At 55.4% G+C, this 26,559-nt stretch carries 20 protein-coding genes and 1 pseudogene; 10 read left to right on the forward strand and 11 right to left on the reverse strand.

Going from position 1 to position 26,559, the window contains the following annotated elements; all coding sequences use genetic code 11:
* The coding region (locus tag IGS51_RS10625; RefSeq protein ID WP_297078374.1) for a sulfurtransferase at positions 1–413 on the reverse strand (413 nt) is incomplete at its 3' end.
* A 918-nt stretch (positions 414–1,331) separates the two neighbouring features.
* On the opposite strand from IGS51_RS10625, the gene IGS51_RS10630 reads away from it, so the two are divergent.
* Together IGS51_RS10630 and IGS51_RS10635 are read left to right on the forward strand one after the other, a co-directional pair.
* Positions 1,332–2,309, forward strand: coding sequence for a two-component system response regulator (locus tag IGS51_RS10630; RefSeq protein WP_297078375.1), 978 nt, complete (start codon positions 1,332–1,334; stop codon positions 2,307–2,309).
* Positions 2,310–2,513: 204 nt separating this feature from the next.
* On the forward strand, positions 2,514–3,542 hold the full coding sequence (locus tag IGS51_RS10635; protein WP_297078376.1) for a lysylphosphatidylglycerol synthase transmembrane domain-containing protein: 1,029 nt from the start codon (positions 2,514–2,516) through the stop codon (positions 3,540–3,542).
* Here the strand turns inward: IGS51_RS10635 and IGS51_RS10640 are convergent.
* Entirely contained in the window at positions 3,489–5,171 is a 1,683-nt protein-coding gene (locus IGS51_RS10640) for a glycosyltransferase family 39 protein (protein ID WP_297078377.1), read from the reverse strand. The genes IGS51_RS10635 and IGS51_RS10640 overlap by 54 nt on opposite strands.
* Before the next feature lie 56 nt (positions 5,172–5,227).
* A complete protein-coding gene (locus IGS51_RS10645; protein ID WP_297078378.1) occupies positions 5,228–6,952 on the reverse strand; it encodes a DUF6798 domain-containing protein in 1,725 nt (574 codons plus the stop codon).
* 75 nt (positions 6,953–7,027) lie between these two features.
* Here IGS51_RS10645 and IGS51_RS10650 point away from each other — a divergent pair, with 75 nt between their 5' ends.
* The 4 genes from IGS51_RS10650 (at position 7,028) to rpsU (ending at position 12,921) form a co-directional block, all read left to right on the forward strand.
* Entirely contained in the window at positions 7,028–8,917 is a 1,890-nt protein-coding gene (locus IGS51_RS10650; RefSeq protein ID WP_297078379.1) for a hypothetical protein, read from the forward strand.
* Positions 8,914–10,608: a hypothetical protein gene (locus tag IGS51_RS10655; protein WP_297078380.1), complete on the forward strand. Its 1,695-nt coding sequence runs from the start codon at positions 8,914–8,916 to the stop codon at positions 10,606–10,608. The genes IGS51_RS10650 and IGS51_RS10655 overlap by 4 nt, the downstream gene beginning before the upstream one ends.
* 609 nt (positions 10,609–11,217) lie before the next feature.
* A complete protein-coding gene (locus tag IGS51_RS10660; RefSeq protein ID WP_297078381.1) occupies positions 11,218–12,525 on the forward strand; it encodes a hypothetical protein in 1,308 nt (435 codons plus the stop codon).
* A gap of 216 nt (positions 12,526–12,741) precedes the next feature.
* Positions 12,742–12,921, forward strand: a complete 180-nt coding sequence (gene rpsU, locus IGS51_RS10665) for a 30S ribosomal protein S21 (RefSeq protein ID WP_058881784.1) — start codon at positions 12,742–12,744, stop codon at positions 12,919–12,921.
* 253 nt (positions 12,922–13,174) lie between these two features.
* On the opposite strand, the gene IGS51_RS10670 is transcribed toward rpsU, so the two are convergent.
* From IGS51_RS10670 to IGS51_RS10680, 3 genes are all read right to left on the reverse strand, one after another.
* A complete protein-coding gene (locus IGS51_RS10670) occupies positions 13,175–13,516 on the reverse strand; it encodes a hypothetical protein (protein ID WP_068509875.1) in 342 nt (113 codons plus the stop codon).
* Positions 13,517–13,655: 139 nt separating this feature from the next.
* Entirely contained in the window at positions 13,656–14,105 is a 450-nt protein-coding gene (locus tag IGS51_RS10675; RefSeq protein ID WP_297078382.1) for a hypothetical protein, read from the reverse strand.
* Between the two features lie 5 nt (positions 14,106–14,110).
* Positions 14,111–14,755, reverse strand: a complete 645-nt coding sequence (locus IGS51_RS10680; protein ID WP_297078383.1) for a hypothetical protein — start codon at positions 14,753–14,755, stop codon at positions 14,111–14,113.
* A 355-nt stretch (positions 14,756–15,110) separates the two neighbouring features.
* On the opposite strand from IGS51_RS10680, the gene IGS51_RS10685 reads away from it, so the two are divergent.
* Positions 15,111–16,805, forward strand: a complete 1,695-nt coding sequence (locus tag IGS51_RS10685; RefSeq protein WP_297078384.1) for an NAD(P)H-quinone oxidoreductase subunit 4 — start codon at positions 15,111–15,113, stop codon at positions 16,803–16,805.
* Positions 16,806–17,047: 242 nt separating this feature from the next.
* Here the strand turns inward: IGS51_RS10685 and gndA are convergent, their stop codons facing one another.
* Both gndA and IGS51_RS10695 read right to left on the reverse strand, forming a co-directional pair.
* Positions 17,048–18,484 (reverse strand): NADP-dependent phosphogluconate dehydrogenase, encoded by a 1,437-nt coding sequence (gndA, locus tag IGS51_RS10690; protein ID WP_172358397.1) that lies wholly within the window; start codon positions 18,482–18,484, stop codon positions 17,048–17,050.
* 179 nt (positions 18,485–18,663) lie between these two features.
* On the reverse strand, positions 18,664–20,505 hold the full coding sequence (locus IGS51_RS10695; RefSeq protein WP_367279316.1) for a CHASE4 domain-containing protein: 1,842 nt from the start codon (positions 20,503–20,505) through the stop codon (positions 18,664–18,666).
* Between the two features lie 266 nt (positions 20,506–20,771).
* Between IGS51_RS10695 and IGS51_RS10700 the strand changes: the two genes are divergently transcribed.
* Positions 20,772–21,071 carry a DUF4090 family protein gene (locus IGS51_RS10700; protein WP_297078385.1) on the forward strand — a complete coding sequence of 100 codons (300 nt, stop codon included), beginning with the start codon at positions 20,772–20,774 and terminating at the stop codon, positions 21,069–21,071.
* A 199-nt stretch (positions 21,072–21,270) separates the two neighbouring features.
* Positions 21,271–21,597: a TMEM14 family protein gene (locus IGS51_RS10705; protein WP_297078386.1), complete on the forward strand. Its 327-nt coding sequence runs from the start codon at positions 21,271–21,273 to the stop codon at positions 21,595–21,597.
* 41 nt (positions 21,598–21,638) lie between these two features.
* Here the strand turns inward: IGS51_RS10705 and IGS51_RS10710 are convergent, their stop codons facing one another.
* The 3 genes from IGS51_RS10710 to IGS51_RS10720 form a co-directional block, all read right to left on the reverse strand.
* On the reverse strand, positions 21,639–22,010 hold the full coding sequence (locus IGS51_RS10710; RefSeq protein WP_297078387.1) for a phage holin family protein: 372 nt from the start codon (positions 22,008–22,010) through the stop codon (positions 21,639–21,641).
* A gap of 228 nt (positions 22,011–22,238) precedes the next feature.
* Positions 22,239–22,769 carry a hypothetical protein gene (locus IGS51_RS10715; protein WP_297078388.1) on the reverse strand — a complete coding sequence of 177 codons (531 nt, stop codon included), beginning with the start codon at positions 22,767–22,769 and terminating at the stop codon, positions 22,239–22,241.
* Between the two features lie 232 nt (positions 22,770–23,001).
* Complete coding sequence (locus IGS51_RS10720) at positions 23,002–25,719, reverse strand: C45 family autoproteolytic acyltransferase/hydolase (RefSeq protein WP_297078389.1); 2,718 nt, start codon at positions 25,717–25,719, stop codon at positions 23,002–23,004.
* A 513-nt stretch (positions 25,720–26,232) separates the two neighbouring features.
* Here IGS51_RS10720 and IGS51_RS10725 point away from each other — a divergent pair.
* A pseudogene (locus tag IGS51_RS10725) lies at positions 26,233–26,559 on the forward strand (hypothetical protein); the annotation flags it as partial.

The raw sequence follows: 26,559 nt of genomic DNA on the forward strand, positions 1-26,559 counted from the left end.
GGGGTGCTGGGCGCAGTCGCCGCTGTCACAGGATATCCTGCCGCCTGCCAGTGCGCGAAGCCGCCGTCTAGCACCGCCACCCGATCATGACCCAGATACCGCAGCAGCCACCAAAACCGAGACGCAAAGCCCAACCGCGAGTCATCATAGGCAATCACCCAGGTTTCGCCGCGGGTAATGCCCGCTGCCGCCAGGGTTTGCGCCAGAGCGTCTGGGTGGGGCAGGGGATGGCGGCCGCCGTGGCGCTGCACGGGCCCCGACAGGTCAGCATTCAGGTCAAAATACACCGCACCTGGAATGTGACCTTGGTGATACTGCTGCCGCCCCAGATCTGGCTCCATCAGCGAAAACCGACAGTCGGCGATCGCCACCCCCGGATCAGCCAGATGATCCAGCAGCCAGTCTGCGGTCACGACAGCAGCAGGGCTAGGAACGGGATCGGGTGAAACCCCGTGTGAAACCCCTTGTGAAATCCCTTGTGAAATCCTTCGTGAAATCTCTTCAGCCATTCAAGGTATATTTTCCAATTGAGGTAAATTCGGTTGGGCACGGACTGGGCGTGGGTACATTGGGCTGTAGGCAGGGCACAGGTAAAGCGAAACGGGCGTAGAGCATCGTCCCAGTTGCCGATGCCACCAGCATATCCACCGCAAATCCGCTATCACTGGTCACCGCTACAGATACTTGGAAGAAATCTCTAAAATACAAGTGGTTAATCTCTCGCTAGTCTCTGGTCATCCTGAGGCATTAAAAACGATTCCAGCTAGAAAAGCGAATGAAGATTCGTAGTTTAGAAGTCATTCAAGACTGCGATACATTGATTTGCTATGATTTGCTATTCTTGCTGTTCTCGCCGCTTTCATTTGGGTTTTTAATCAGTTAGGACTTACGCAGTTGGACGATTTCTCGCGGGCTGCGCCTACGAGAAATCGTCCAAAACCCAGAAAATTGATCGCAAGTGCGTAAGTCCTGTCAGTTTTTTTATTAATTCCACAGAGAGGGAGCGCCTCTTGGCTGTTTCCTAGTGTTGCAGTATGAACCCCAAAAACCCCTTAATCCTCTGATTTGGGAAAATGCAGCGTTGTATAGACTACATTTAGGTTTGGTCTAACTCTCCAGTCTAAAACTATAAATTCTGTTACCTCCCTGGCAGACTTGTTAAGCCTTAAATGCAGAAAATCTCCGTAAAAAACCTGATCTCTGGTGTTCAGTCATTCAACATACTGAAAGAATCATGAGCTATTCGAGCGTCTTCCCCAAGCTCAACACATAGAAACTCTACGCTCCAGAATCTTACTAGCCCCTCCAGTGAGCGAAAGCGAGATCTTCCTGTGAACTACTCCGACTCTGAAAAGCCTAGGATCCTTGTCGTAGACGACCACCCATCAAGCCGCATGACAGCAGTTGCGCTTTTGTCGGTGGAAGGCTACGACGTGCTAGAGGCAGACAGCGGCACTGCCGCGCTGAACTGCGTGGCGCAGGCTAATCCAGACCTGATTCTGCTGGACGTGATGATGCCAGGAATGGACGGCTACGAGGTTTGCCGCCAGCTCAAGCAGGATGAGCATACACGCCTGATTCCGGTCGTCTTTGTTACCGCGCTGAACGATCGCCGCGCCCGCTTGCGAGGCATTGAGGCCGGCGGCGATGATTTTTTGTCGAAGCCGTTTGATCAGCTAGAACTGTCGGCCCGCGTGAATTCTTTGGTTCGCCAAAAGCGGCTGAACGAGGATCTGGATCATGCGGGTCAGGTGCTGTTCTCGATTGCCCGCACCATTGAGAGTCGAGACCCCAATACGGGCGACCATTGCGAGCGACTGGTCCAACTGGGCAAGTCCTTTGGTGAGTTTCTGGGCCTCTCGCGGACAGAAGTCCGCGATCTGATGTGGGGCGGCTATCTGCATGATATCGGCAAAGTCGGCATTCCAGACGCGGTGCTGCTGAAGGTTGGTCAGCTTTCCGCAGAAGAATGGATTATCATGCGCCAGCATGTGCTGATTGGTGAACGCATCTGCCAGCCGCTCCGAACCATGCAGGGAGTTGTTCCGATTATCCGTCATCATCATGAGCGCTGGGACGGGTCGGGCTATCCCGATGGGCTGAAGGGTAATGAGATTCCCTACCTGGCTCAGATCTTCCAGATGATCGATATCTATGACGCGCTGACCAGTGAGCGTCCCTACAAGTCGGCGTTTTCACCCGAAGAAGCGTTGAAAATCATGATGGAGGAGACAGCCAAAGGGTGGCGTAATCCTGACTTGATGGAAAAGTTTTCTACTTTTATTGGCGCACGGGCGATCGCCGCTTAACCCATCAAACTCCCGCTCGTCTCCTTGCTCTGCTTGCTGTCTGGCGGCTCTCGGTGCTGGTTTGATTCGGGCCAAAAACTTCCTACTCTCTCATGTCATAATCAAGCGGATCTGAGCGCTGCGGCTTAGTCACTGACCGCAACGCATCAGCACCCAATATCAGCGCCCAAAACGCTGCGGCTAGACTGGCATGATGAGACACGCATGAAAAGACTGGTTTCGATTCTTGTCAGCGGCGTGATTCTGCTGCTGATCTACTGGAAGATTGACTTCGCTGGGCTAATTCGGGTATTTCGTGAGTGCGATCGCCTCTGGATGGCGATCAGCCTGGGTATGGTGATTCCGCTGACGATGCTGACGGCGTGGCGGCTGCAAATGCTGATGCCGGATTCTAGGGGATCGGGGTTAGAGGTTAGAAGTCAGGCGTTGGAGCCGGACTTGATGCCTGATCCCTGGAACCTGAAACCTGAACTCTCCCGCCTGGGCTTTTGGGAGGCCAATCAGCTTATTTTGGCGGCGAGTTCTCTAAATATGGTGTTGCCGTCGAAGATGGGGGATATTGCCAAGGCCTATTTCATGCGCGATCGTGGGCATTTGACGGGTTCCCTGGCGCTGTCGCTGGTGGTGTTTGAAAAAGCCTGCGATATGCTGTCGCTGCTGTTGTGGTGCGTGTTTGGGCTGCTGCTCTATCCCCAAAAGGACTGGCTGTTTTGGGTGATGACGGTGAGCGTGCTGAGTGGACTGCTGCTGGGACTGCTGCTGCTGGGCTGGCCGCGCTTTGCCCAGTTTTTCTTCCGACAGGCAGAGCAGCATTTGCCGAAGAAGCTGGGCAAAAAGCTGGTGACGCTGAGCCATTCCTGGCAGGAGATGCACGATTATTTTTGGGGCGATCGCCCTCACCTGGCAAAAATTTCAGCACTGTCAATCTTCATCTGGTTTTTGCACCTGCTGCAAATCTGGTTCTTCATTCTGGCGCTCAAGGCGTGGGTGCCGTTTGTCACGAACCTGGCGCTGTCGCCGCTGGCGATTTTGGCGGGGTTGCTGCCGCTGACCTTTGCGGGCGTGGGCACGCGAGACGCGGCGCTGATTTTGTTCTATGCGCCCTATTTCAACGCGGCGACGGCGGCGGCGCTGGGGGTGCTGTGTACGTCGCGCTATTTCATTCCGGCGATCGCCGGCCTACCCTTCCTCGGACAATCCCTCAGCGTCGCGCGGGAGGTTCGCCGGGGCTGAGGACGGCTTCTGCTGGAGGGGCTGCGCCTTGGCGGGGCGGCGGACTTGCCATAGACGATCGGCATCAGCGTCGGGAGCGTGGGGATCTCGGTAGGCAACTTTGAGCCGATAGCCCCGACTTTCTAGAGAATCTCGCAGTTTTTCTGAAGGATTGAGCAGAAAGACGGGTTTATAGCCCCGCGCCACCTCAAAGCGATCGCGATCGCCCACCAGTTGCAGCCGCACATGGGCATCGAGCCGACGGTTAAAGGCGAGAATGGCGCTGGGATGGCGATCGGCGATCACCAATGGTTTAGCCTCGCGGTTGATCATCTCGGCAACGGGCAGATAGTAGGCGCTGCGGGAAATGCTCTTGTTCCACCACAGGTCAGAGTTGGCGCTGTCAAGGTTGCTGCTGAGGGCGATCGCCATGAGAACACCCAGCACCCCACGCCACAGCCAGTTTTGCCAGGACTGGGGACGCACCAGCGCTCTGGTAAACAGGTAAGCCAGCGCCAGTTGCAGCCCGACATACGACGGAATCAGGTAGCGGATGCGAATCGTGCGCGAGCCACCCAGCAGCACATCCGGCAGCGCCAGCCCCAAAAACGGCACCGCCACCAGCAGCAGCACCAGCAGCCAGCAGCGCAGCCCCGTCTGGCGACACAGCACCACCAGCGCCCACACCACTAGCAGCACCAGGAGTCCATTCGCGGCCGCCAGGTCAATCCCGACGAAGGCGCGACTCAGCGCTAGAAACCAGCGATTGATCAACTGCTCAAGGGACGTAACCTGGCTCAGCGAGGCAGTCGTATCGCGGATGCGGTCGGCCCGCACCACCAGCAGCACCATCCACGGCGACAGCGAGAACAGGGCCGCGCCAGCCGCCCAGCCGTAGGCCAGGGCATTATCCGTCAGTCGCCGTTTGTGCAGGATTTGCTCGATGCTGACGACGTAGAGACAATGGGCGATCGCCACCAGCGCAAACAAAAGCTGTGTATACAACCCCAGCGCCACGCTCAGCCCGTAAATCGCCCAACTTTGCCAGCTTCGTACCCGCATCGCCCGCAGCAGCGCCGCACTCGACAGCAGGATGCACAGCGTCCACAGGCTATAGGGCCGCGCCTCTTGAGCATACAAAATATGCAGCGGCGTGATGGCAAATAGCCCCAGGCTGACCCACGCCGCTGCTCGTGATTGAAACAACTCTAGCGCCAGCCAAAACACGCAGGGAAACGCCAGCACGCCAAACACCGCCGACAGTGACCGCACCGCGCCCGACCCGCTGCCAAATAGCTCCATCCAGCCGCGCACGCCCAAAAAGTACAGCGGCGTGTGTTCGGCATTGCCCATCAGCGCCGCTAGCGTGTGCCCCCAGCCGTTTTCTGGCTCCAGGCTTTGATAGCGCATCACCGCTTCGGGCGAAATCACTTCACCTGTGAACTGCTCCTCCACAAACTCCACTTTGGTATGCCCCGACGATCGCAGCGAAGTCAGCGCTTCGTCTGTCCAGTAGACCTTTTGGCTGAGGTTGATGAAGCGGAAGACAATGCCCGCGACAATCAGCGCTATGACGGCATAGCGAAGCCAGGTCGGAACCATTGGGGACAGGCGTTGACTCACGGAACCTGGCGTTTCGGCGATGTGCATAAGGGCCCTGATGGGAATGGCGATCGCAAGAAATTTAGGGTGGTTCTGGGGCATCTCTAGGGTGGCGAAACCAAGACACCGCTTGGGGAAGACGCATTTGGCGCTGCGTAGAGCGCATAATCTTCATTTTGGTACACCACAGGGAGATCGAGTTTGGGTCGCCCTTTGGATAAGAAATAGGCGGCGTTGTAGGTCTGCATGAGGGCGATCGCCTTCTCGGTGGACAGGTTTTGGTATCCGTGAGTCATACGTCGCTGAATGTCCAGGCTATTGTTGCGATCGCGCCGGATATCAACCCACGGATCGACATCACCGCTCAGCCGCGTCAGGCGGTCAATCCATTCCGGAATCCCGACCGACGAGGGCGGTACGAGCTTAAATTTGGCAATCGTGGCCCGCTCTGCCAGCCAGTGAAAGTTGTCAAGATCTACAGGCGGTGTCACGAAAATTGCGTCGCGGGGCGTGTTTTGCTGAATCCATGTACACAGTTCCTTGCCGTTTTCATCAATGCGCTGGGCACGGCCAGGAAACTCTTGCAGGGCGATCGCCTGCTGCCCAAAGACCACCGCCTGCGCCGCGCACACCGCCGCCACAATCCACAAGCTCACGCGCCGCAGTCGTTGGGTCGCCTGTCCTGCTGGCCCAGTGCCAAACGCCTGCTCCAGCGCACAGCACCCCAGCAGACACGCATTCAGCGGCAGCATGATGTCGCCAAACCGAAACGGGTAGTATTGCAAAAACTTGCCTTCCGTATCAAACGGCGCAGCCAGCAAGCCCGCCGCAAAGGGAATCAGGCTGCACAGCAGAAAAGCAGTGAGACCCATCCGCGCCCGGTGCGTTGGAGTCTGCAACTGTCGCCGCTGTTTGGCAATGCTTCGCAGCAGATAGGCACTGCCGAGGGCGATCGCCAAGAGCGTCACAGGCTTGAGCCACCAGCCTCCATTCCACGACAGCGGATTGAGATGGTGCGGCGTGCGGATGAAGACATACACAAAGGATTCCGAAAAGCGCCCCTCCGGCGTTGTCGTGGTCAACTGTTGCAGCACAGGGCGAATCGAAAACACCGCACCCACCGCATACAGCGCCAGCATTTTGGCCGTTTTTCCCCAGTTGCGGAGCAGGTCGCGCCGCCACAGCAGCAGCCACGCCATTGCGCTGAGAAACGCCCAGCCGCCCACCAGCGTATGAAACGAAGTCGCCACGCCCAGCAGCAGCCCTGCCAGCCCGATGCGCCCCTCCAGCAGCAGCCCAATGGCAAACAAAATGCAAGTGTAGGCAGGAATCTTTGGCTCGATGCCGCCAAATAGCCACTCGCGGGATACGGTGCCCTGCGCCCCCGACGCGCCGCTCAGGCCCGTGTTGACATAGAGGAACAAAATCATAGACAGCAGCAGCAGCGGCACACTCAGCCCGATGCGACGACTGAGAAAGACCAGCCCCGCCGATAGCCCCGTGTAGCCCAGCAGCCTGCCCATAATCGACGTGGGTAGGAACCCCCAAGCATCCGCCATCCGTCCAAAGATCGCAATAAACGGAACGCGATAGCCAGGGGGCTGATTCAGGTACCAATCCTGGGGAAGCCAGTCGGGATTCGCCTGCTGTCGGGCAAAGGGGAGGATGTTGGTTTCATTCACCTGGCCCATGTTGCCAGCCAGGAGACATCGCAGGCTGACCAATCCTACCAGCAGCAGCACAGGCAGCCAGAGCGATTGAGTCGCTGCAAGGGTGTCTCGAATATTCTTCCCAAACTCTCTCTGAAAATCCTTGCCGAGGGTACTCATGGCTTCCGTCAAAACCTAAGGTACTATTACACTACTCTGGGTCGCGTCCGCAAAGTTTTGTAACCTTGCTCTGCCATGTCATTCTCTCGTCCCTGGTTTTACCCGCCTGCTCTGACGACGGCAGTCGATAAAATGCCGCGATTCGCAAAGCGATCCCTGTGGGAACCGCACGTCCGATTTTGGCTGGGGCTGAGCCTGCTGGTGTCGCTGCTGTATTATTTGCCTGCGCTGTTTCAGGCGTTTGGCAATGCCTACGTGGTGCAGGACGATGCGCGACAGCACGTTACCTGGATGCTGCGCTTTGTCGATCCGGATCTATTTCCCAACGATATTCACGCCGACTATTTTCAAGCCGTCGCGCCCAAAGGTTACACCACGCTCTACTGGATCTTTGCCAAGCTGGGTATTGATCCGCTGCTGCTGCACAAGCTGCTGCCGCCCGTGCTGGCGGTAGCGACGACGGCGCTGTGTTTTATCACCGTGCTGGAGATTTTGCCCGTGCCGTTTGCTGGGTTTCTGTCGGCGCTGCTGCTAAATCAGGGCTTTTGGATGCGGGACGATATTGTGTCGGCGACCCCGGTTGCCTTTGTCTACCCGTTTTTCTTTGCGTTTCTCTATTTCTTATTGCGGCAAAAATTTCTGCCCTTGTTGGGCATCATCGCGCTTCAGGGCTTGTTTTACCCACAGGTGTTGTTTGTCTATTGCGGCATTTTGCTGGTGCGGCTGCTGCGGTTTGATGGCTGGCGGCCGGGGCTGACCTATGACCGCCAGCACTATCGACGGGCGATCGCCGGACTGATCGTTGCCTTCTTTGTCCTATTGCCCTACGGATTGCGAAACCACGGCTTTGGCCCAACCGTTTCCGCCGCCGAGTCGCTGCAAATGCCCACCTTCTGGGAGCCGAACTGGTCAGAGTTTTATCTCTCTGACCCGTTTGAGTACTACCTCCGCTACTGGCTCTGCGGCAAACGAGCGGGAATGCTCCCCGGCGACTGGTGTTCGGTGGACTATGGCCCGCTCAACTGGCTCTACCCCGAAGACACTGATCCCACCACGCCGCCGATTCCCCTGAGTCGGGTGCGGTTTGGGCTGCCGCAGGTCATTTTTGCGCTGCTGCTGCCTGTGCTGCTGCGGTTTCCCCGTCGGTTTCCGCTGGCGCGATGGGTGAATGGCAATGCCTATATTTTGGGACAGGCGATCGCCGCTTCCGTTGCGCTTTATGTCCTGTCTTATCTGGTTCGGTTCAAGCTGCACCTGCCCAACCGCTATACCGAGCATACCTTTCGCGTGGTGGCGATTCTGGCGGCGGGAATTGGGCTGGCGCTAATTTTCGATGCGCTGCTGCGGTGGGTGCAATCGGCGCGGGTGCGGCTGGCTCCGCTGGGACTGGCGGGTCTGCTAACGGCACTGCTGCTGGGCTATCCGCTGTTTTTGCGAATCAACGAAAATGCTTACCCCATCACGGATTACGTAATCGGCACAGCGCAACCGGAACTGTATGAATTTTTGGCGGCGCAGCCCAAGGACATCCGCATCGCCTCCATCGCGCCAGAGATGAACAATTTGCCCAGCTTTACACGGCGATCGCTCGTGGCGGGCGGCAAGGGCTACGCCATTCCCTATCACCTGGGCTACTACAACGAGGTCGTGGGGCGATCGCTCGATTTGATCCAGGCGCAATACACCCCCAGCCTGGACACACTCAAGCAGTTCATTCAGCGGCAGCAGGTCGATTTCTGGCTACTCCAGCGCAATGCCTTTCGTCCCGGCTATTTCCGGCTGAATCCGTCGCTGGTGGAATACGCTGACCGCATTGGCGATCTACCCACCCAGATTAAAAGCGGCGTAGTTCCGGCGCTCTCGCGGATTCCCCGGCGCTGCATTGGATACGAAGACTCAACCTATCGCGTGATCGACACCAACTGTGTGCTAACGCTGAACCGCCTGCGGAGGAATCCGGCGTGATGCACCTGCCCAATGCTCACCCGCTTCTGGCAAACACGCGCCGCAGTCGATGGTTTTGGCTGGGGGCAAGCTTTCTGGTGGCGATCGCCTACAGCAGCCTAGTGCTGCAACGGGCCTTTCGCGCCGAATACGTGGTGCAGGATGATGCGCGGCAGCACCTGTTCTGGATGCAGCGGTTTTTAGACCCCGACTTGTTTGCCAATGACCTGATTGCCGACTATTTTCAGTCCGTTGCGCCCTGGGGGTTCACCACTTTCTATCGGCTGTTTGCGGCGCTGGGCATCGACCCGCTGCTGCTCAGCAAGCTGCTGCCGCCCGTGCTGGCGCTGGTGGCGACGGGCTTTGGCTTTGGCCTGGCGATGCAGTTTCTCCCTGTACCCATCGGCGGCTTTTTTGCGGCGGTGCTGCTTAATCTGGTGTTTTGGTCCCACGATGACCTGGCATCGGCCACGCCCCGCGCCTTCATGATTCCGCTGTTTTTGGCGTTTCTCTACACGCTGCTGCGGCGAAGCTGGGGCTGCTGGCTGGCGATCGCCCTCATGGGCCTGTTCTACCCGCAATACGCGCTGGTGTGCGGCGGCGTGCTAGTGTTCTCGGTTCTACAGTGGCACAAAGGACGATTGAATCTGACGCGCCGCCGCGCCGACTGGGTGTTCTTGGGCATCGGACTGGGGATCACAGTGGCGACACTGCTGCCCTACCTGCTGGCGGCCAATCCCTACGGCCCGGCGCTGACCGCAGCCGACGTGCTGGACGACCCGGAATTTCTGGGCGACGGGCGCGGTCGCTTCTTTCTGGACGATGCCACCCTGTTCTGGCTGTCGGGACATCGCAGCGGGCTGTTTCCCACCTTCAAGCCGCCGCTCATGGGGCTGGGCGTGTTTTTGCCGCTGCTGCTGTGGAAGCTGCCCACGCCGCTGGTGCATCAGGTGAAAAATCTAGGACTGCTACTGCGGATTGTGGCAGCGGCACTGGTGCTGTTTGCGGCGGCCCACGCGCTGCTATTTCGGCTGCACCTGCCCAGTCGCTACACAGGCTATACGCTGCGGTTTGTGCTGTGCTTTGCGGCGGCGATCGCCCTGGTGCTGCTGCTGGAGGCGGGGCTGCGCTGGTGGTCGATGGCACGGGTGCGATGGCTGCCTGCGGGTGTGCTGCTGACAGGAATAGGGGCGATCGCCGCCAGCGTTTGGTTCTATCCGCGCTATATTACGCCCTTTCCCGCCGACGAGTTTCGGGTGGGTCGTGCCCCCGCCCTGTACGAATTCTTTGCCCAACAGCCAAAGGATATTGTGATTGCCACTCTGGAGGACGAAGCTGACTTCATTCCCGTCTTTTCCGGTCGCTCGATTTTGTTCGGGCGAGAATACGCCATCCCCTACCACAAAGCCTACGGACAGCAGATGCGCCAGCGGGCGATCGACCTGATTCGCGCCCAATACACCCTCGATCCAGCGCTGCTGCGAGCCACGATCGATCGCTACAGCATCGACTTTTGGCTGATCTCCCGCGCTACATTTCGTCCCGGCACGCTGCAAGCCCTCAAGTTTCGCCAATATCCGGAGGCACTGACCGAAGCCCAAGCTAATCTGCAAACCGCAAAACCCATCCTGGCGAGACGCATCAACCGCTGCCAAGTTTTGCAAGCTGAGGAATGGACAGTGTTAGATGCCGCCTGTCTGCGCGGCAGATGAACCCATCGGGATGAGCAAAGAGGCAGGTTTAGACGGAATCTATTCTGCTAAAACATTCGTCCCCTCTATACAGAACTTGCCGACTTGGGTTACAGTTCAACTTGAAAACTTGACAAAAGCTTTAAAAAATACAGATTATCACGGGGTCTCGCTCTAGAACTTGATACACAAACATCGACAGGAGAATTCAGTATTCGAGGGCTGGTGTTTTTGCATAACCCCCACGCAAAGCGTAGATAGTAAGACGCATGGGGTTCCTTGACAGATGTCAGGATCTCGCCAATGAAGTTCATCAAAGCTTTAAGCTTGGCGTGACTTCAGTCACACCGAAGGCGTAAAAGCCTCTGATAGCATTTAGTGCAATCGGGTAAATATATGCAAAGGTTAAGCAGCAAGTTACGCAGAGATCGACGGCAAGGCTCAATGCCAGGAATGTGTTGCTTTCGGTATTGCTCTCAGCGCAGCTCTCAATTTGCACTTCGGGTTTCACATTTGAGTTCTAGCCGCTAAGTCGCTGCTTGGTCACTGGGGTTTATCTACTATCACAGTTCGCTTTAGCGGGTTCGGAAGCTGAGTTTGAGGCTGGGTTTGACAAGGGAGCATTAGGTTGTGGTAACCACGCAAGTTGATCACTATTATCGGCAGATTAGCCAAGAAGAGCAGACGATCTACGACCATCTCCTGCACTGGATTGAGCATGAAACACCAGAGCAGATGGTTGATCGCTTTCATGCGCTGTTTATTGATGGCTCTCGCTATAGTGATCCCGATATCGTGGCGGCGCTTGATAAGGTCACAGCCTCTCGTCTTGCGTCCGACGAATTTCGCTACGTCTTAAACCGCTGTTGCCACATCTTGATTAACCGCTGGCAGGCGCGATCGCAGTCTCAGTTGGCTATCCCCAAGCTGATTGAACTGTTTGAAAACAATGCTGCCCAAGCCCAGAGCCAGATCAGCATCCACCGCTCGCGATCGCTCCGCCGCCTCCGGGAGTTGACTCGCCAATTCACCGAGACTGAGCAGTATTTGACACTACGTCGCCTGGCCCAAGTGTTGAGCGAGGCTGCCGAGGCGCAGCAGGGCAACGGACAACGGCCCCTAGGCACTTTGATTCCGCGCTATCCCTACCTGTACGAGCATTGCCTGATCAGCGAAGACTGCACCCGTGAGCAGCAGAACACGGTTCGCCAAGTACGGGCATCGCGGCAGCACAAGTTTGAGGTTGACCTGTCGCAGTACCTGACCTATCAGGTGCGTCAAGATCGGGCGGCCGAAAATGCCTTTGTGGGGGCGATCGCCACGCCTTCGACTCCTCGACTGATTCACCCAGTCTCTAACCCCACCCTCTTAGAAGATCAAGACTTGAATCGCGTGGTGCGCCACTACACCGGCAAAATCGAAGGAAACCGCAGCTACAAAGATTTGGCTCAAAATTTTCTGGCCCAGAGCAACTACACACACTGTTTCGCCGATTTTAAGAACGACCTGTACGAATACATCACGTCATCCGTCGATCCGGAGTATGGGCGCAGACAGTTCAACAACCAGCTCTACGGCTATCTAAAGAACATCATGCCCGACAGCGACGACCAGCGCCTTAACGACTTCTTGCTCGTTCGCACCTGTAGTCATCTGCTGAATTTCCTGGTGGTAGACAGCGCTCAGCACCCTAAGCATTTTGTCTTCGTAGATCTGTTGACGAATCTTGGCCCGATGCTGACGACAGGACTACTGCTCAAGATTGTGCTGCTGTGTCGCAAAGTCAAGCCCGCCCTGGAACGGCGCTTCTCAATTTTATTCAGCCATTACGAATCTTGTTCTCGTGATGCAGTGAGCTGGCTCATTGAAGCGCTGGAAAATCTAAACGTAGCGCTCAGCGTTAATTTTGGCTCCGTCGATTTGTCCTTCTTAACTTAATTTCTAGACCTCAACCCGCTTAACTTCAAATCACTTGCCCTCAAATCACAACGCTGCCGGGTTTCCGGCTTTGTTCAGTTCTTCATAAGCGCCTTCCCATGCTAGCCTTTCAAACTGCGCGGTAAGGGTAGCACAGGATGGATAAAACGCGGTATTCTTAGAGAAATGACTAAACAATTTTCTGCAATCAGTTCAATCAGTTAAGGAGTGTTTTGCATGACCCAGGTGGTCTTAGGAGAAAACGAAGGGATTGAGTCGGCACTGCGACGGTTCAAGCGTCAGGTTTCCAAGGCGGGAATCTTAGCCGATGTGAAGAGCCACCGTCACTTCGAGACTCCTCTGGAAAAGCGCAAGCGCAAGGCGATTATGGCTCGTCGGAAGCGCCGTTTCCGCTAGGTTTGGACATCAGCTACGAGTTTAGTGTTAAGCCTCGATATGTCTTTGCAGCAAGTCTTTGCATCGCAGGCTTAAAGCTGAGGCTTAGTCTAGTACTTCATGTGTACGTGTGATGTACGCATGGCACATAAATTTTAGGCAGTGGGGTGAGAAAGCCAGTTTCTTGCCCCACTGCTGTTTTTGCTTGTTTTTGCCTGTTTTTTCGCTGAGTTAGCGATAGCTGAACCTCGATTGGCCCCGAAAGACGGGAATGCTAAAATCGGACGCGCTCCTCGGTGAAGAGCTTGAAACCAGCGGCGATCGCCCCAAAAGACACCACAAAATGCCACAGGCTGGTGGGCAGCAAGTATGCACCCCCGCTGAAAAAGACCAGCAAAATGCCCACGGCCAGCAGCCCCCAGCCCAAACTCCCGGTTTGACGAGGGAAAAAAATCAGTGAGGCCACGCCGCCCATCAGACAGAGCAGCGAACCCGTCGCCGGAAGATTGCGCCAATAAAAGGCTAGGCTAGTTGCAAAAAACACGTTCTTGCCCAGGAAGTAGATTCCACCTACCAGAAGCGCCAGCCCGATCAGCTTTACGATTAATCTGTCCATTTTCTGCTTGTCTGCCTCAGCGACTCGATATAGAGAGAAACAAATGCGAACCGCAGAAATCCGGATAGCTACTAGGCTGAAGGGTTTACTTTATACATGCACTATACATACATTGAGGTCTCATCTGGGTTGCTCTGGCCTACTTCAGCGTGACTGTGAACCAGACACCAGAAAGATTGCGAATCTCCTGCTGTTGCGCGTAGTCATGGATGAGTTGGCGAAACGCATCGATGTAGGAAAAAGCAGCGATAAGTTGGGGCCAGCTAGGGTTTTTAGGAAAGTGAATGCCCAACTTTTTGGCCGCGCTGCGACAGCCGTTATACGAACCGTAGCGTTGCAGCAGTTCCGCTTGAGTGAGTTGGGTTGGCACGGCCGCAGGCAAGGCGGGCGCTGGAGTCTCAGGGGCGATTCGCGAAGCAATCCCTGCGGGAATTGCCCGTTCTGGCTTGTGTAAATCACCTGTGGCGATCGCCTCCAGTTCATCCACCGCAATCTGTGCCACAGAGTAAATCGCGGCGGCGTTGCGGAGTTCGGCCTGCTGGTTTTCCTTGAGCTGGTTCAGCAGTTGGTTGATGCGCTTCTTGCCCATGAGAGTTATCGATCAAGGAGCGATCGCCCAACAGAAGCTTGGTCTGTGTACATTTGCGAATCATCCTTCCGCTTCTGCGCCTCCTCTTCTGGGGTCAGCTTTGGCTCCGCAGAAGGCAGCACAGGCTGTGGCGGCGTAGGTTCAATGCCCTGCTCCTCGCGCCACCAGTTTACAATACCGCGAACCGCATTCAGGAAATTCAAAAACCGCTGCGGCAGCGTCAAAAAGCTCCACTGCATCCGGTCTGCCGTTTCTACATCCGCCACCGCATCGAAGGCCGATGACAGCGTTTCCAGGCGACTGCCCATCGCCATCAGTTCTTGCTCCATTCCTCGCAGCAGTTCTTGGCTCGAAGCAGCAAGCTGCTGTTTTTCCTGCGCTAGCTTCTGGATAGACACTTGCAGCTTGGCAACATCTGCCCTGAGTTGCAGCGACGTTTGCTTATGCTCCTCGTTGCGGCGAAGCAGTTGCCCCCGGCTGCGATTAGTAAAAACTAGGCACTCTCGCATTTCCAGGTAGGTGCGCTCTAGCTCTGACCGCTGAAGTTGGGACACGTCTCTAGGGAAATCGGTCGCCGGGCGAAAGCGGTCGGGCGTGCGGCTGGCGGTCTGCTCGGACGAAATTTGGTGAGAAGGGTCAGAAAAAGCCATAGCTCGGAGGTTCACTATCTGTCCTGATCTTGGTTCAGAATGCCCAGAACAGGGGACAACTGCACTGGATTTATATAAAAGCTTCATGAAATAGGCTCTCTCTGCCTAAATTTCATCCCATTTGGGGCATTTAAGGACGCTCTGGGGAATGTTTGGGTGAGGAATGTTTGGGTAAGGAATGTTTTGAGAGAGAAATTCCTCGATTCTGACAAAAACCCAGAGTTCTCTCTAAGGTTGACCCAAAATCTAATACTGATTCGCCTTGAAAAAATTGGTGTGTGCAAGTCGAAAAGTTTAGTAAAATAACTTTACAAGACCAATAGGTATTTATTCTCATTACATTCGCTTCATCGCCATGACCGACTTTCCCTGGTTAACCTCCATCGTTCTGCTGCCCCTGGTAGCTGCGCTCCTGATTCCCTTGCTGCCGGACAAAGACGGCAGAATTGTCCGTTGGTACGCCCTCGCTGTGGGGTTGGCGGACTTTGTGCTGATGTGTTTCGCCTTCTGGACTCACTATGACCCCACTGTCGCAGACTTTCAGATGGTGGAAACCTTCGGGTGGATGTCGCAGCTTGGGCTAAGCTGGACGGTTTCGGTGGATGGCTTGTCGGTGCCGCTGGTGCTGCTGGCTGGCTTTGTGACCACGCTGTCGATGTTTGCCGCTTGGGGTGTCGATCGGCGACCGCGCCTGTTCTACGCGCTGATGCTGGTGCTATACGCGGCGCAGGTGGGCGTGTTTGTTGCTCAGGATCTCCTGCTGTTTTTCATTATGTGGGAGGTGGAGCTAATTCCCGTATACCTGCTGGTGTGCATCTGGGGCGGGCAAAACCGTCGGTACGCGGCGACGAAGTTTCTCATGTACACGGCGATCGCCTCTATTTTCATTCTAGTGGCCGGTCTGGCAATGGCTTTCTCCGGCAACACCACTACATTTGACATTGCCGCCCTCCGCCTCAAGGACTTCTCCCTGCCAATGGAACTGCTGCTCTACGCAGGGCTGCTAATCTCCTTCGGCGTTAAGCTGGCCATCTTCCCGATGCACACTTGGCTCCCCGATGCTCACGGCGAAGCTTCCTCCCCAGTGTCGATGATCCTGGCAGGTGTGCTGCTGAAAATGGGTGGCTATGGGCTAATCCGTTTGAATATGGAGCTTCTGCCCAACGCTCACGTCTACTTTGCTCCGGTTTTGGCTATCCTTGGTGCAGTCAACATCGTCTACGGTGCGCTCAATTCCTTCGGGCAGACGAACATGAAACGTCGCCTTGCCTACTCCTCCATTTCCCACATGGGCTTTGTGCTGCTAGGCATCGCGTCCTTCACCGATATCGGCGTAAGCGGCGCAATGCTGCAAATGATTTCTCACGGGCTGATTGCTTCGATGCTGTTCTTCCTAGCTGGCGTAACCTACGACCGCACCCACACCATGATGATGGACAAGATGGGCGGCATCGGACAGGTGATGCCTCGCGTGTTTGCCCTATTCACGGCTGGCGCAATGGCTTCGCTGGCGCTGCCCGGAATGAGCGGATTTGCTGGAGAAATCGCCGTATTCATGGGCATGACGACGAGCGATGTCTACGGTTCTACCTTCTGCACGGTAACGGTGTTTCTCTCCGCAGTCGGCCTAATCCTTACGCCAATCTATTTACTGTCAATGCTGCGTCAGGTCTTTTTTGGCACGAGCGCTGAGCTAATGTGCGACGTGGTTCCGTCCTGTGACTTGGGCGATTTTGAAATGAAGCGTCAGGGCAATGAGGAAGCTGCCTGCTTTGGAACCAACTGCGTGTTGCCAGCAGATGCGAAATTTGAGGATGCTAAGCCGCGAGAATTGTTTATCGCCGTTTGCTTCTTAGCGCTGATTGTGGCGATCGGGCTATATCCCAAGCCTGCCATGCAGATGTATGATGCCAAGACTGTTGCCGTGAATGCTCAAATGCAAACGTCTTATCAGCAATTTGCGCTCACGCATTCCTCAACCTATGCAGGTGGATTGCTCGATGAGGTTGTTTCCAGCGCCAAAGCACCGGTCTTGGGTGTGGTGGAATAGCTACATGGTGGATTGCAATGGCGGACGGCAGGAACTAAGGACGACTATTATCCTGGTCAAAGCTTCCAGAATTTTTGATGGTTCTGACTGCTGATAGTTCTGACTGCTGCCAGTCTGCTACGAATCTCTGAGTGCTGCGCTGCAAACCTCAAAATTTTTAGAACTAAAAAATTTTGAGAATTAAAAAACCGTCGCCTGGCAACCCAAGCGGCGGTTTCTTGCAGGAAAAGCGCTTCTAACCCTTAGCTGACGCTAGCCAGTGCGGGCGCTTCGGGGGCCCATTCGGTGTGGAACGTGCCTGCTTTGTCGATGCGCTGGTAGGTGTGTGCCCCAAAGTAGTCGCGCTGAGCCTGGGTGAGGTTTTGCGGCAGAGTGGCGCGGCGGTAGCTGTCGAAATAGTCCAACGAGGCGCTGAAGGCGGGCACCGGAATGCCAACCTTAGCAGCGGTCATAATAACTTCACGCCAGGCCGCCTGACGATCCAGAATAGTCTGCTTGAACTCTGGAGCCAGCAGCAGGTTCGGGAGAGCAGGATTCTCGTCGTAGGCTTTCTTGATTTTGTTCAAGAAGCCTGCGCGGATGATGCAGCCACCCTTCCAGATGCGGGCCATTTCGCCCAGGTTCAGGTTGTAGTTAAACTCTTGCGAAGCCTTGGCCAGCAGCGCCATGCCTTGGGCGTAGGAGCAAATCTTGGAACAGTAGAGCGCATCCCGCACCATGTTAATAAAAGTTTGCTGGTCGCCTTCATAGAGTCCGCTGGGCCCCGTCAGTTCCTTGGATGCTGCAACCCGCTCTTCTTTGATGGAGGAGATGATTCGGGCATTCACCGCTGCGATGATGGTGGGAATGCTGACACCCAGTTCTAGGGCGCTCATTACCGTCCAGCGACCCGTGCCTTTTTGCCCAGCCGCATCCAGGATGAAATCCACCAGGTGCTTGCCTGTATCGGGGTCAATCTTCTGGAAGATGTCGGCGGTAATTTCGATCAGGAACGAGTTGAGTTCGTCGGTGGTGTTCCACTCGGCGAAGGCGGCGTGGAGTTGCTCGTTGGTCAGTCCGCCTGCATTTTTCAGCAGGTCGTAGGCTTCGGCAATGAGCTGCATATCGCCATATTCAATGCCGTTGTGAACCATCTTGACGTAGTGCCCGGAGCCGCCGGGGCCAATGTAGGTGACGCAAGGGCCGTCGTCTACTTGGGCGGCGATTTTGGTGACAATGGGTTCAATTTCGCGATAAGCGGCTTCGGTGCCGCCGGGCATCAGGCTCGGCCCGTTGAGCGCGCCTTCCTCGCCACCGCTCACGCCCATGCCGATAAAGCGCAATCCGGTGGATTCCAAATCCTTGACGCGACGCTCGGTGTCTTCGTAGAGGGAGTTGCCGCCGTCGATGATCATGTCGCCGGGTTCAAGCAAGGGCTTGAGCTGTTCGATCACGGCATCAACAGGGGCACCAGCCTTGACCATGATCAGGATTTTGCGGGGGCGCTCCAGGGATTGCACAAACTCAGGCAGGGTGTAGGAGGCGACGAAGTTTTTCCCTGCGGCCCGCGTTCTCATAAATTCTTCTGTAACCGAACCAGTGCGGTTGTAGACCGCCATTGAATAGCCGTTGCGCTCGATGTTGAGTGCGAGGTTTTCGCCCATCACGGCCAAACCAATGAGACCAAAGCTCTGTGCCATAGATTCTGCCTACTTGCTTACTGCTGGACAACGCCGAACCAAATTCCAAAGCGCTTCACAAAGGACGAATGCAGGCAAAGCCCACACGACCCCAAGGCTTTATATAGATTTTTGGGACTGTCTGTTCCTTATCAGAGTAGACAAGTTTTTTAGAAAGGGCAGTTCATCAAAGATTTTCTTTATGCCTTAAACCGTTTGGTTGTCTGGGATACAGGAATTTGAATGATGAATTCGGTGTGGTGTCCTGGGGCCGAATTACAACGGAGGATGCCGTGGTGGGTTTCGACGATGATCTGGTAGCACATGGCGAGTCCGAGACCTGTGCCCTGGCCGACGGGCTTGGTGGTGAAGAAGGGATCGAACAGGCGGGGTTGGAGATCTTCGGGGATTGGGGGACCGTTGTTGGAGATGCGGATTTGGATGTGTCCATCAGTGCTTCCCTCCTTACCCGCTTTGCCTCCTTTGCCCTCCTTGTTCTCCAGATATCGAGTTTGAATATGGATTAGGGGCTGGGAGGAATCTGCTAGGAATCCACTGGGAATTTGAGGGGTCTGAAGGGCATCTATGGCATTGTTGAGGATGTTCAGAACCGCCTGGTTGATTTGGCTGGGGTAGCACTCTACAGGAGGCAGATCGCCGTAGTTGGTCGTGACTTGAATGACAGAGCCACGGGCAGAAGTCTGAAACCGATGCTGCAAGATCAGCAGCGTGCTATCGATGCCGTTGTGAATGTCGACCCGTTTTAGTCCCTCCTCATCCATGCGGGAAAAGGTGCGGAGCGAGAGAACAATAATGCGGATGCGCTCGGCTCCTGCCCGCATGGAGTTGAAAATTCTGGGCAAATCAGCAGTGATGAAGGGTAGATCCATGCTGGCTTGCGCCTCTTGCACGGGTTGTGGGGGATCGGGAATATGCTGCTGATAGAGATCGATGAGGTTGAGCAGAGCATGGGCATATTGGCGGGCGTGGGTGATGTTGCCGTAGATGAAGCCGATGGGGTTGTTGATTTCGTGGGCGATGCCTGCGACGAGTTGCCCTAAGCCGGACATCTTTTCGCTTTGGAGCAGTTGGGCCTGGGTTTTGCGAAGTTCCTGGAGGGTGCGTTCGAGTTCTTCGGCTTTTTCGCGGTAGCGCAGTTCTGACTGACGCAGGGCGGCTTCTTGCTGGAGGGCTTGCTGGATGCGATCGCGCTCTCGCAGGTATCGGAGCGATCGCTCTAGCAGCCGCCAGATGATGAATCCCGACACTGTGCTGGCCCCCAGCAGCGATAGTGCCAAATAGCGCAGGCTGAGCTGCATTTGCTGATACAACAGGCGGGGCGCGTCGATTCGAACCAGCATAACGGGATGGTTCTTGAGGTCAAGAACCAGGCCGTAGGCGGCGATCGCCTTCGTGTTCAGTGGAGTAATCACGCTGGTTTGCCCGGACTGAAGCTGTTTGTAAGCGTCTGTGTGATCAGCATCGGGCAGGGCAGTGATAGGGTAGAACGACAGCGATAGCTGGGTCGAGGCTGCTAACCGAGAAATTTTCTCTGCATCCAGAGTTTGCCCAAAAATAAAGGTGCCCGCCGCAAGCCCACTGCCATCGCTTCTAAGAATTGGACGGCTTGCCAACAGAGTTGCCTGACCAGAGATCAGTGCAATGCCTTGGGGGCTAGGCTGTTCCTCAGAGAACTGAAACAGGATTGGCAGCGCCTGGACGGCTTCCTGAAATTCCTTACCCCCTGGGATAATCTCCTCATTTTCATAGTCAAAGCTGGCAATGTACAGGAAAAGCTCTGCATCGAGGGCGATCGCCAGCCAGTCTGTCTGGGAAGAGGTAAACGTGACCGGCGTAATCGAGCCTTCTACGTAACCAGGATTATTTCCTTGAGCAAAGGCATAGGTATCATCCCAGGCTGCGTAGTCACTGGTCGCATTGCCGAGAGTTTCTAGCTGGTTTTGTAATGCCTGTTCGACTCGTGACAGATTTTCAATCAGGTTTCGAGTCTCAGTTTGTCGAGCGCTTTTGTCGAGCGCTATTGATTAAAACAGCGGATGAGCTTGTAAACAGGAGCGCTGCGACCCCCACCAACACAAGACCAAGGCTGATTAGAAGCCGCACACGAATGTCAAGAAAGCGTTGAAACACGAAGTAGAAAGTAGAGTCGCACGGAAACGATGAGGTGCTTAACCCCTAGTTGAGAGTACCCGATTTTCGAAGGAAGACCACGAGAATTGATAAGATGCTCCCTGTAAGCCAAATTTTCAACACTTTTGTTCAACACTTTTGAAGGACTCTTCACCCCATGAGTACAGATTCTCAACCTTCCCCCACAGCGGGGGCGGATGCAGTGGATGAGGCGATCGCCCGTGGCATTGATTTTGACGGGTCGCCCATTCCCCAAGCCAAATTAGACCTCTACAGTCGGGTGATGGGACTGGAGGCGGGTCGGCAGCGCAGCGGCGTGAGTAACACGATGCGATCGCGCATTGTCCGCATTGGCGCGAAGCACATTCCCCAGGAAGAGCTAAATCAGATGTTGATTGCGGCGGACTTTGCCCCGCTCAAGGATAAGGAAATTGCCTTCTTCTACAGCGGCAAATAGTCGTCCATCGTAGTGGTAAATCGTAATAAACAAGCGTTACAGAGCGCAGGGATTTGTCACCAAACGCTGTAATACTGTTAAGCAGGCAGTAAGCAGTTGGAGATCGAGCTGGGGAGCGTGCGATCGCCAATTGCTTATTGCTCGCCAACGTTTTAACCAGTTCTAATCCAGTCTTAACCAGTTTTAGCCGAGCTTCTCAATGAACTTCTCAATTGGGTTTCCGTTGAGCGCGATCGCGGCGATCGCCTACGGGCTGCTGGCACTGGTCGGCGGGCTGATCGGCTATCGGCAGGCGGGCAGTCAGCCCTCGCTCATCTCCGGCGGCATCAGCGGTGCGCTGCTCCTTTTGTCAGGCATCTTGCAGGCGGCAGGCATACCCTGGGCGCGGGGGCTGGACGCGCTGATCACTGGGACCCTAGTGGTCGTTTTTATTATGCGCTGGATTAAAACCCGAAAGCCAATGCCAGCCCTGCTGATGATCGTAGCAGGACTGGCATCGCTGTTTGTGATGGGTTTTATCTTGTGACGGGCTTTATCGTGTCTTGAAACCGACTGAACCGGGATAACCTACACCGCACCCGCAGGCAGCAGACCCGTCGCCGATAGGATAGCGTCCAAAATCCGGCTAACGACGGCCAGGGCGAACGCCCCCAAAATAGCGCTGCCAATGCCCCAGCGCAAGCGGAAGCCTTGAGTTAGCAGTGCTGCCAGACCAAACACAATGACCGAACCCAGCAGCGGCACAATGCCCAGGGTAAACAGCCAGGAGGCCGTGCGAATAAACTGCGGAAAGGCGTACCAAATGCCATTCAGCACCCCAATAATGGCACCCGCAAACAGGGCTGCACCGGGATTATCGATGTCAATTCCCAGAGGCAGCTTAGAAATAATCAGCAGGCTAATTGCCAACACCAAAATCGAAATTAAAAGTCCAATCATAGTCACTCCTCCAAGGTTAACTACTTAAAAATCAATCAAAGAGATCTAGCAACAAGCTAGTCCAATTCATGCAATCAACGTTAAAACGATCTAGCCCGGTTACAAGGGATCAGCTTCTCTATTCTTGAATCCCTAAAGCACTGCGAAAGGAGCCGTTCTTTCTAGTTGAAACCGTCAGACCTTTGCACTGATGATTAGCACCAAAATTAATGGTGAACCAAGGCTGAACTACGGTGTCAAGGCATCTTCGAGCTTGCGGAGAACCGAGGCTTCGGCTTCGCTGATCTTCTCGCCGCCAATCCCCAGAAAGCCGCCTTCTTTCACAGCTTCGGCGACCTTGGTAGCGATCGCCAATAGCCAGCCCTTATATTCATTGGCCTGCACGCCCGTCACCTTCGCCGCCAGCACCGACTTGAGTTTATCAAAATGGGCGATCGCCGCATTTCGTCCTTCGGATGCGTTTTTCAAATCACGAATATAGCGGAGAATTTGAAACTCTTTTTTGAGCAGCAGTGAGTCAGCCGGCGTGCCATCGGCCAGGTCAACTTCGTTCAGCGCTGAGACGACTGAATTAACCAACCCATCGGGCGGGAGATCCTGACGCTGCTGCTCAGCCGCCAGAATCTTGACACCCGCCTGCACCTCTTTCATAAAAGAGACGGGATCGGTCTTGTCGGCCAGCGTCAGCGCAATAATTGCCTGCATAGGCGCTTGCGTTAAAACTGCCCACTCCTCTTCTGAAAAATATTGTTGCACCATAACCGTTTCCTCAATCGTTTCCTCTAGTTGCGCTCCAGAAAACCGCTTTGTAAAACAACCCGTTTTCTGAGAACCGATCCAACCACGCCGGAAAGAGCTTTCAAAAAATCTCAGTAATTTCCGTATGCATTACAGCAGGATACTGGAAAACCTCGCTTTTTGTGTAGGTTTCCTGCGTACATTCGCGGTTGCAATTTCTTAGGCAGCGCAAAGCCGCCAGCAAGGCTTCAGTCTACGGGATGCTCGGTGCGTTGCAGCCTGCTGCATCGGGGAACCCCAGCAGTTGCCCAATGGCAAAGCAGCGAAACGGGTTTTGAGGGACGGGCGGGTCGCCTGCTGCAATCCACACCTTGAGCCGCATGGGGTCAAAGATGGCTTGCCGCAGTGCGCCGTTGCCGCCGGGACTGGCATCATCGTCAAACAGGTCAAAGGGGCTGACTTCCATCGTGTCGGGATGGGTGCGATCGCGCAAAATTTCTGCCATTACAGTGGGGTCAATTTCACCATGACGAGAGCTGATGCCGTCTGGCTCCAACAGTTGCCCCAGTCGTCTAAAACGGCGATCGCTAGAGAGATTGATTGGCAAGGGTTGCCGATCAAACATCTCCGGCAAGACAAAATGATTGGTGGTATAAAGCACGCCGTTGTCTTGGAGAGGACGCACGCCCAAATGTCGCCCCGTAAACTCGAACACGCCCGCTTCCCGCGATTTGCCGTCAGTAATCATAATGATGTTGCCCCGCACGCGAGGCTGGGTTTTCATCAGGCTGCGGGCTTCGGCAAAGCTGGTTGCCGTTTTCAAGATTTGCCCCATGATTTGCACATTGCTGCGCCCTTCCCGCGACAATTCAGTAGTATCCGCCGCGTGGGCCGTATCCAGCCCCAGCGAGATGCCTGCCACATTCACCCCAGAATTTGGCCAAATCACGCCGGGATAGGTGACAAACACATGGGGCAAGCCATCGAGCGGCTGCCGGATAAACAGCACCGGGTTGTAGATAACATAATCGACTGGGTTTTTGTCGTTATCGACGCTGCTGCCGTGGTAGAGGTAGCCGTCTTGGGTGGCGGAATCGGTTGCCACAAACTGGTTGCAGCCTTCCCAAAACAGTTCTCGCGGCAGCGTGTAGCCGAGAATTTCTTGAAACACATCAGCATAGGACATCATCATGCAAACGTCCATGTCGATGCCGATATCGCTGGCTGCGTCGGCCATTCCTCGACATTCTTCCAATAGCTCCGGATAGGCTCGGTTTCTGGCCAGTCGCCCCAGTCCCAGCCCCACGCTGGCCAGCCGCGCCACCCGCAGCGGCGCTGCGCCAATGCTGGCAATTTCATCACGGAGCAGGGTGCCGTGCTGATAGCCCATGTCGTAGGGAGTGCCCGCCAGCCAGACGACTTTGATCAAATCTCGATCTTCCCGGTGGGCAGGAACGGGCTGCCAGTCGGCGGGCAAAAAGGCGGCGACTTTTTCGGGGGCGATCGCCACTTCAGGGGCAAGCAGGGTTGAGGCGATTGTGCTGCAATCGCAAACTGTTTCGGCGGCCGAGGCTTGCAGATTTAGCAGCCACGATTCAAAGGCGATCGCCCCATCGGCCGCTGCGGGAGAGCGATTGACCAGTTGACCAATGCGAATCAGCCGCGCCCCGTTCAGCACAATTTGCGAGGTCGGGTAGCGCTGCAACAATTCCAGCGGCGTAAACTGCCCATCGCCTGCCGCAGACAGCACCAGCGCAGACCGTAGCGCCTGAATGTTTGCCCGATTGGATGGGGTCTGAATCACCTCGCCAATCTTAAACAGCGCGTATTCTCCCAGTAGAGAATTCAGGTCTTGATCCAGATGGGTTGCGTTGGCAGAAACCTTGTGGGTTAGGGCTTGCCGCAAATCGGCAGGGGCGATTCTGGCAATCCGCAGCATCGATCGCCAGCCCGGAGAGAGGTAGCCCGTTTCGGCAAAGGTGGTCAGTTCGCCGATGCTAATGGAAGGGCGCAGCGGGCCCAGGGCAATCACCAGTCGTCGATTGGCAAAGTCTGGCAGGGGGGGCACAGCCTGAGCGCTGGCGGTCTGTTTTGGGCTGGCGCTGGTGTCGGCAAGAATGCCTGTGTTTGCGATCAGGCGGTTTTTTTCGCTGGCGATCGCCCCAGTGAGGGCAGTGGCTTGGAAAGACGACTGGATGGGGGGCGAGTGCATGGCAGGGGCGATCGCCGCAGCCGTTTCAGTCCAACCAGCCGCAGCCATTTGAGCCTGATCACCGGGCTGGACGTTGAGACGAGTGGCTTCAGGCGTTGCAGCGCAGTCGCACACCAACTCAGGCAGCAGCGTTTGCACCGTCCGCAGCACGGGCAGCAGCCGATTCACCACCAGTTCCACATCCGTATAGGCTTGCTCCAGCCGTCCCACTTCCAGCCGCACAGCAGATTGAGGATACTGTTGCAGCAGTTCCAGCACAGAAAACATGCCGTCATTGCGGAGGGCGCGACGAAAGGCCGTTTCCACGTCGCTGAGCCGTTCACTGCCGAGGGGATCACCCACGGTTTTATTGACTTGGAGCAAGATAAACTGGCGCTCTGGCAACGCATCCAGATTGGGAAGGGCGATCGCCTGCGTGAGCCAATGGTGCATTTCATCTGGCTCGATCTCTGCCGCAGTCAAAAATGCCTGGGTCGGCTCCGAGAGGGTTTTCTGCGCGGCGAAGGTGGCTAGTTCGGCATAGGGAACCGAGAGCCGCTGATCCCGAAACTGGAGAATGACCGTCTGGGCGGCGCTGACGCGATGAGCCATGAGCAGGTTGAGCAATAGGCTCAGCAGCAGCCCCAGCCCCACGCCCACGCCGAGCCTGACTGGAGGTTGGCGAAATGCCTGCCCCCGCCCTATTGCAAAGAATCGGGCGATCGCCCAATTTCGCCACCCTGGAACCCCATGAAAGTTATGCCCCAATTTATGCATCATAAATATCTCAATCGAGTCAATTAGGAATTCTTAAGAACTCAAATGCAGACCTTTGAACCTGAAATTTTCGACCTGAGTCAGCCGATTTTCAACCCTAAATTGCTAGCCTAAATTCCTAGATCTAATCTTCAATCTAATCCTCAAAACGGTCTATCCCCAAGCGAACAATTGCCCTTGAGAATCGCTCACCAAAACACCCGTAGTGTAAATGAAATCGTTGGTAAAGTATCGCGCATATCTAGCAAAGATATGTATCACCTTGTAAAATTCTGAAAAAAAGCGATGCCTCAAAGCATCTATTAAACAAAGTCCCGCAGCAGTCGTCTGCCGCCTGCTTCTATCGCAGGGCTGAGCCGTTCTCTGTGATATTTCCTGACTTCAGGTGTATTTCTTTCCCAACTTGCAGTGTGGTTTATTGCCATTAGGCTGCCATTGGTTTAGCTGCCAGTGTGCCTTTGCTAGTGCTGCTGCGATCGCCCTGGTGCTGAGGAACATCTTTTGAGGAGTGAGTCTATGAAATCCGAGAGATCCGATCTGCAATCTACCCGCCAATGGCAGCGCCTTTTGCTGTTGGGCAGCGTATTGTTATCCACAGTCCTTGTGGGAGGACGGGCGGCCGTTGCCACAGAACCCATTGCCGCAGAATCCATTGCCGCAGAATCGGCAGCTAAATCTGGCATTCGGGCGATCGCCACTGAGTCCACCAGCCCCGTTCACAGCACCCTCCCCACGCTGGAATCCCCGGAAGTCGAATTTACTGAAGTCGAATTTACCGAAATCAAGGCTGCTGAAGTCGAGGCTGCTGAAGTCGAGGCTGCTGAAGTCGAGGCTGCTGAAGTC

It is taken from the genome of Thermoleptolyngbya sp. M55_K2018_002 (genome assembly GCF_015295965.1).
In the GTDB taxonomy this organism is placed as follows: Bacteria; Cyanobacteriota; Cyanobacteriia; order Elainellales; family Elainellaceae; genus Thermoleptolyngbya; species Thermoleptolyngbya sichuanensis.

What these genes read in the sequence shown, in the direction of transcription:
- IGS51_RS10650 (WP_297078379.1), top strand. Translation starts at nt 7,028, where the DNA reads ATGTCATTCTCTCGTCCCTGGTTTTACCCGCCTGCTCTGACGACGGCA.
- IGS51_RS10705 (WP_297078386.1), top strand. Translation starts at nt 21,271, where the DNA reads ATGAACTTCTCAATTGGGTTTCCGTTGAGCGCGATCGCGGCGATCGCC.
- IGS51_RS10670 (WP_068509875.1), bottom strand. Translation starts at nt 13,516, where the DNA reads ATGGACAGATTAATCGTAAAGCTGATCGGGCTGGCGCTTCTGGTAGGT.
- rpsU (WP_058881784.1), top strand. Translation starts at nt 12,742, where the DNA reads ATGACCCAGGTGGTCTTAGGAGAAAACGAAGGGATTGAGTCGGCACTG.
- IGS51_RS10675 (WP_297078382.1), bottom strand. Translation starts at nt 14,105, where the DNA reads ATGGGCAAGAAGCGCATCAACCAACTGCTGAACCAGCTCAAGGAAAAC.
- IGS51_RS10685 (WP_297078384.1), top strand. Translation starts at nt 15,111, where the DNA reads ATGACCGACTTTCCCTGGTTAACCTCCATCGTTCTGCTGCCCCTGGTA.
- IGS51_RS10635 (WP_297078376.1), top strand. Translation starts at nt 2,514, where the DNA reads ATGAAAAGACTGGTTTCGATTCTTGTCAGCGGCGTGATTCTGCTGCTG.
- IGS51_RS10715 (WP_297078388.1), bottom strand. Translation starts at nt 22,769, where the DNA reads ATGGTGCAACAATATTTTTCAGAAGAGGAGTGGGCAGTTTTAACGCAA.
- IGS51_RS10645 (WP_297078378.1), bottom strand. Translation starts at nt 6,952, where the DNA reads ATGAGTACCCTCGGCAAGGATTTTCAGAGAGAGTTTGGGAAGAATATT.
- IGS51_RS10640 (WP_297078377.1), bottom strand. Translation starts at nt 5,171, where the DNA reads ATGCACATCGCCGAAACGCCAGGTTCCGTGAGTCAACGCCTGTCCCCA.
- IGS51_RS10680 (WP_297078383.1), bottom strand. Translation starts at nt 14,755, where the DNA reads ATGGCTTTTTCTGACCCTTCTCACCAAATTTCGTCCGAGCAGACCGCC.
- IGS51_RS10700 (WP_297078385.1), top strand. Translation starts at nt 20,772, where the DNA reads ATGAGTACAGATTCTCAACCTTCCCCCACAGCGGGGGCGGATGCAGTG.
- gndA (WP_172358397.1), bottom strand. Translation starts at nt 18,484, where the DNA reads ATGGCACAGAGCTTTGGTCTCATTGGTTTGGCCGTGATGGGCGAAAAC.
- IGS51_RS10720 (WP_297078389.1), bottom strand. Translation starts at nt 25,719, where the DNA reads ATGATGCATAAATTGGGGCATAACTTTCATGGGGTTCCAGGGTGGCGA.
- IGS51_RS10710 (WP_297078387.1), bottom strand. Translation starts at nt 22,010, where the DNA reads ATGATTGGACTTTTAATTTCGATTTTGGTGTTGGCAATTAGCCTGCTG.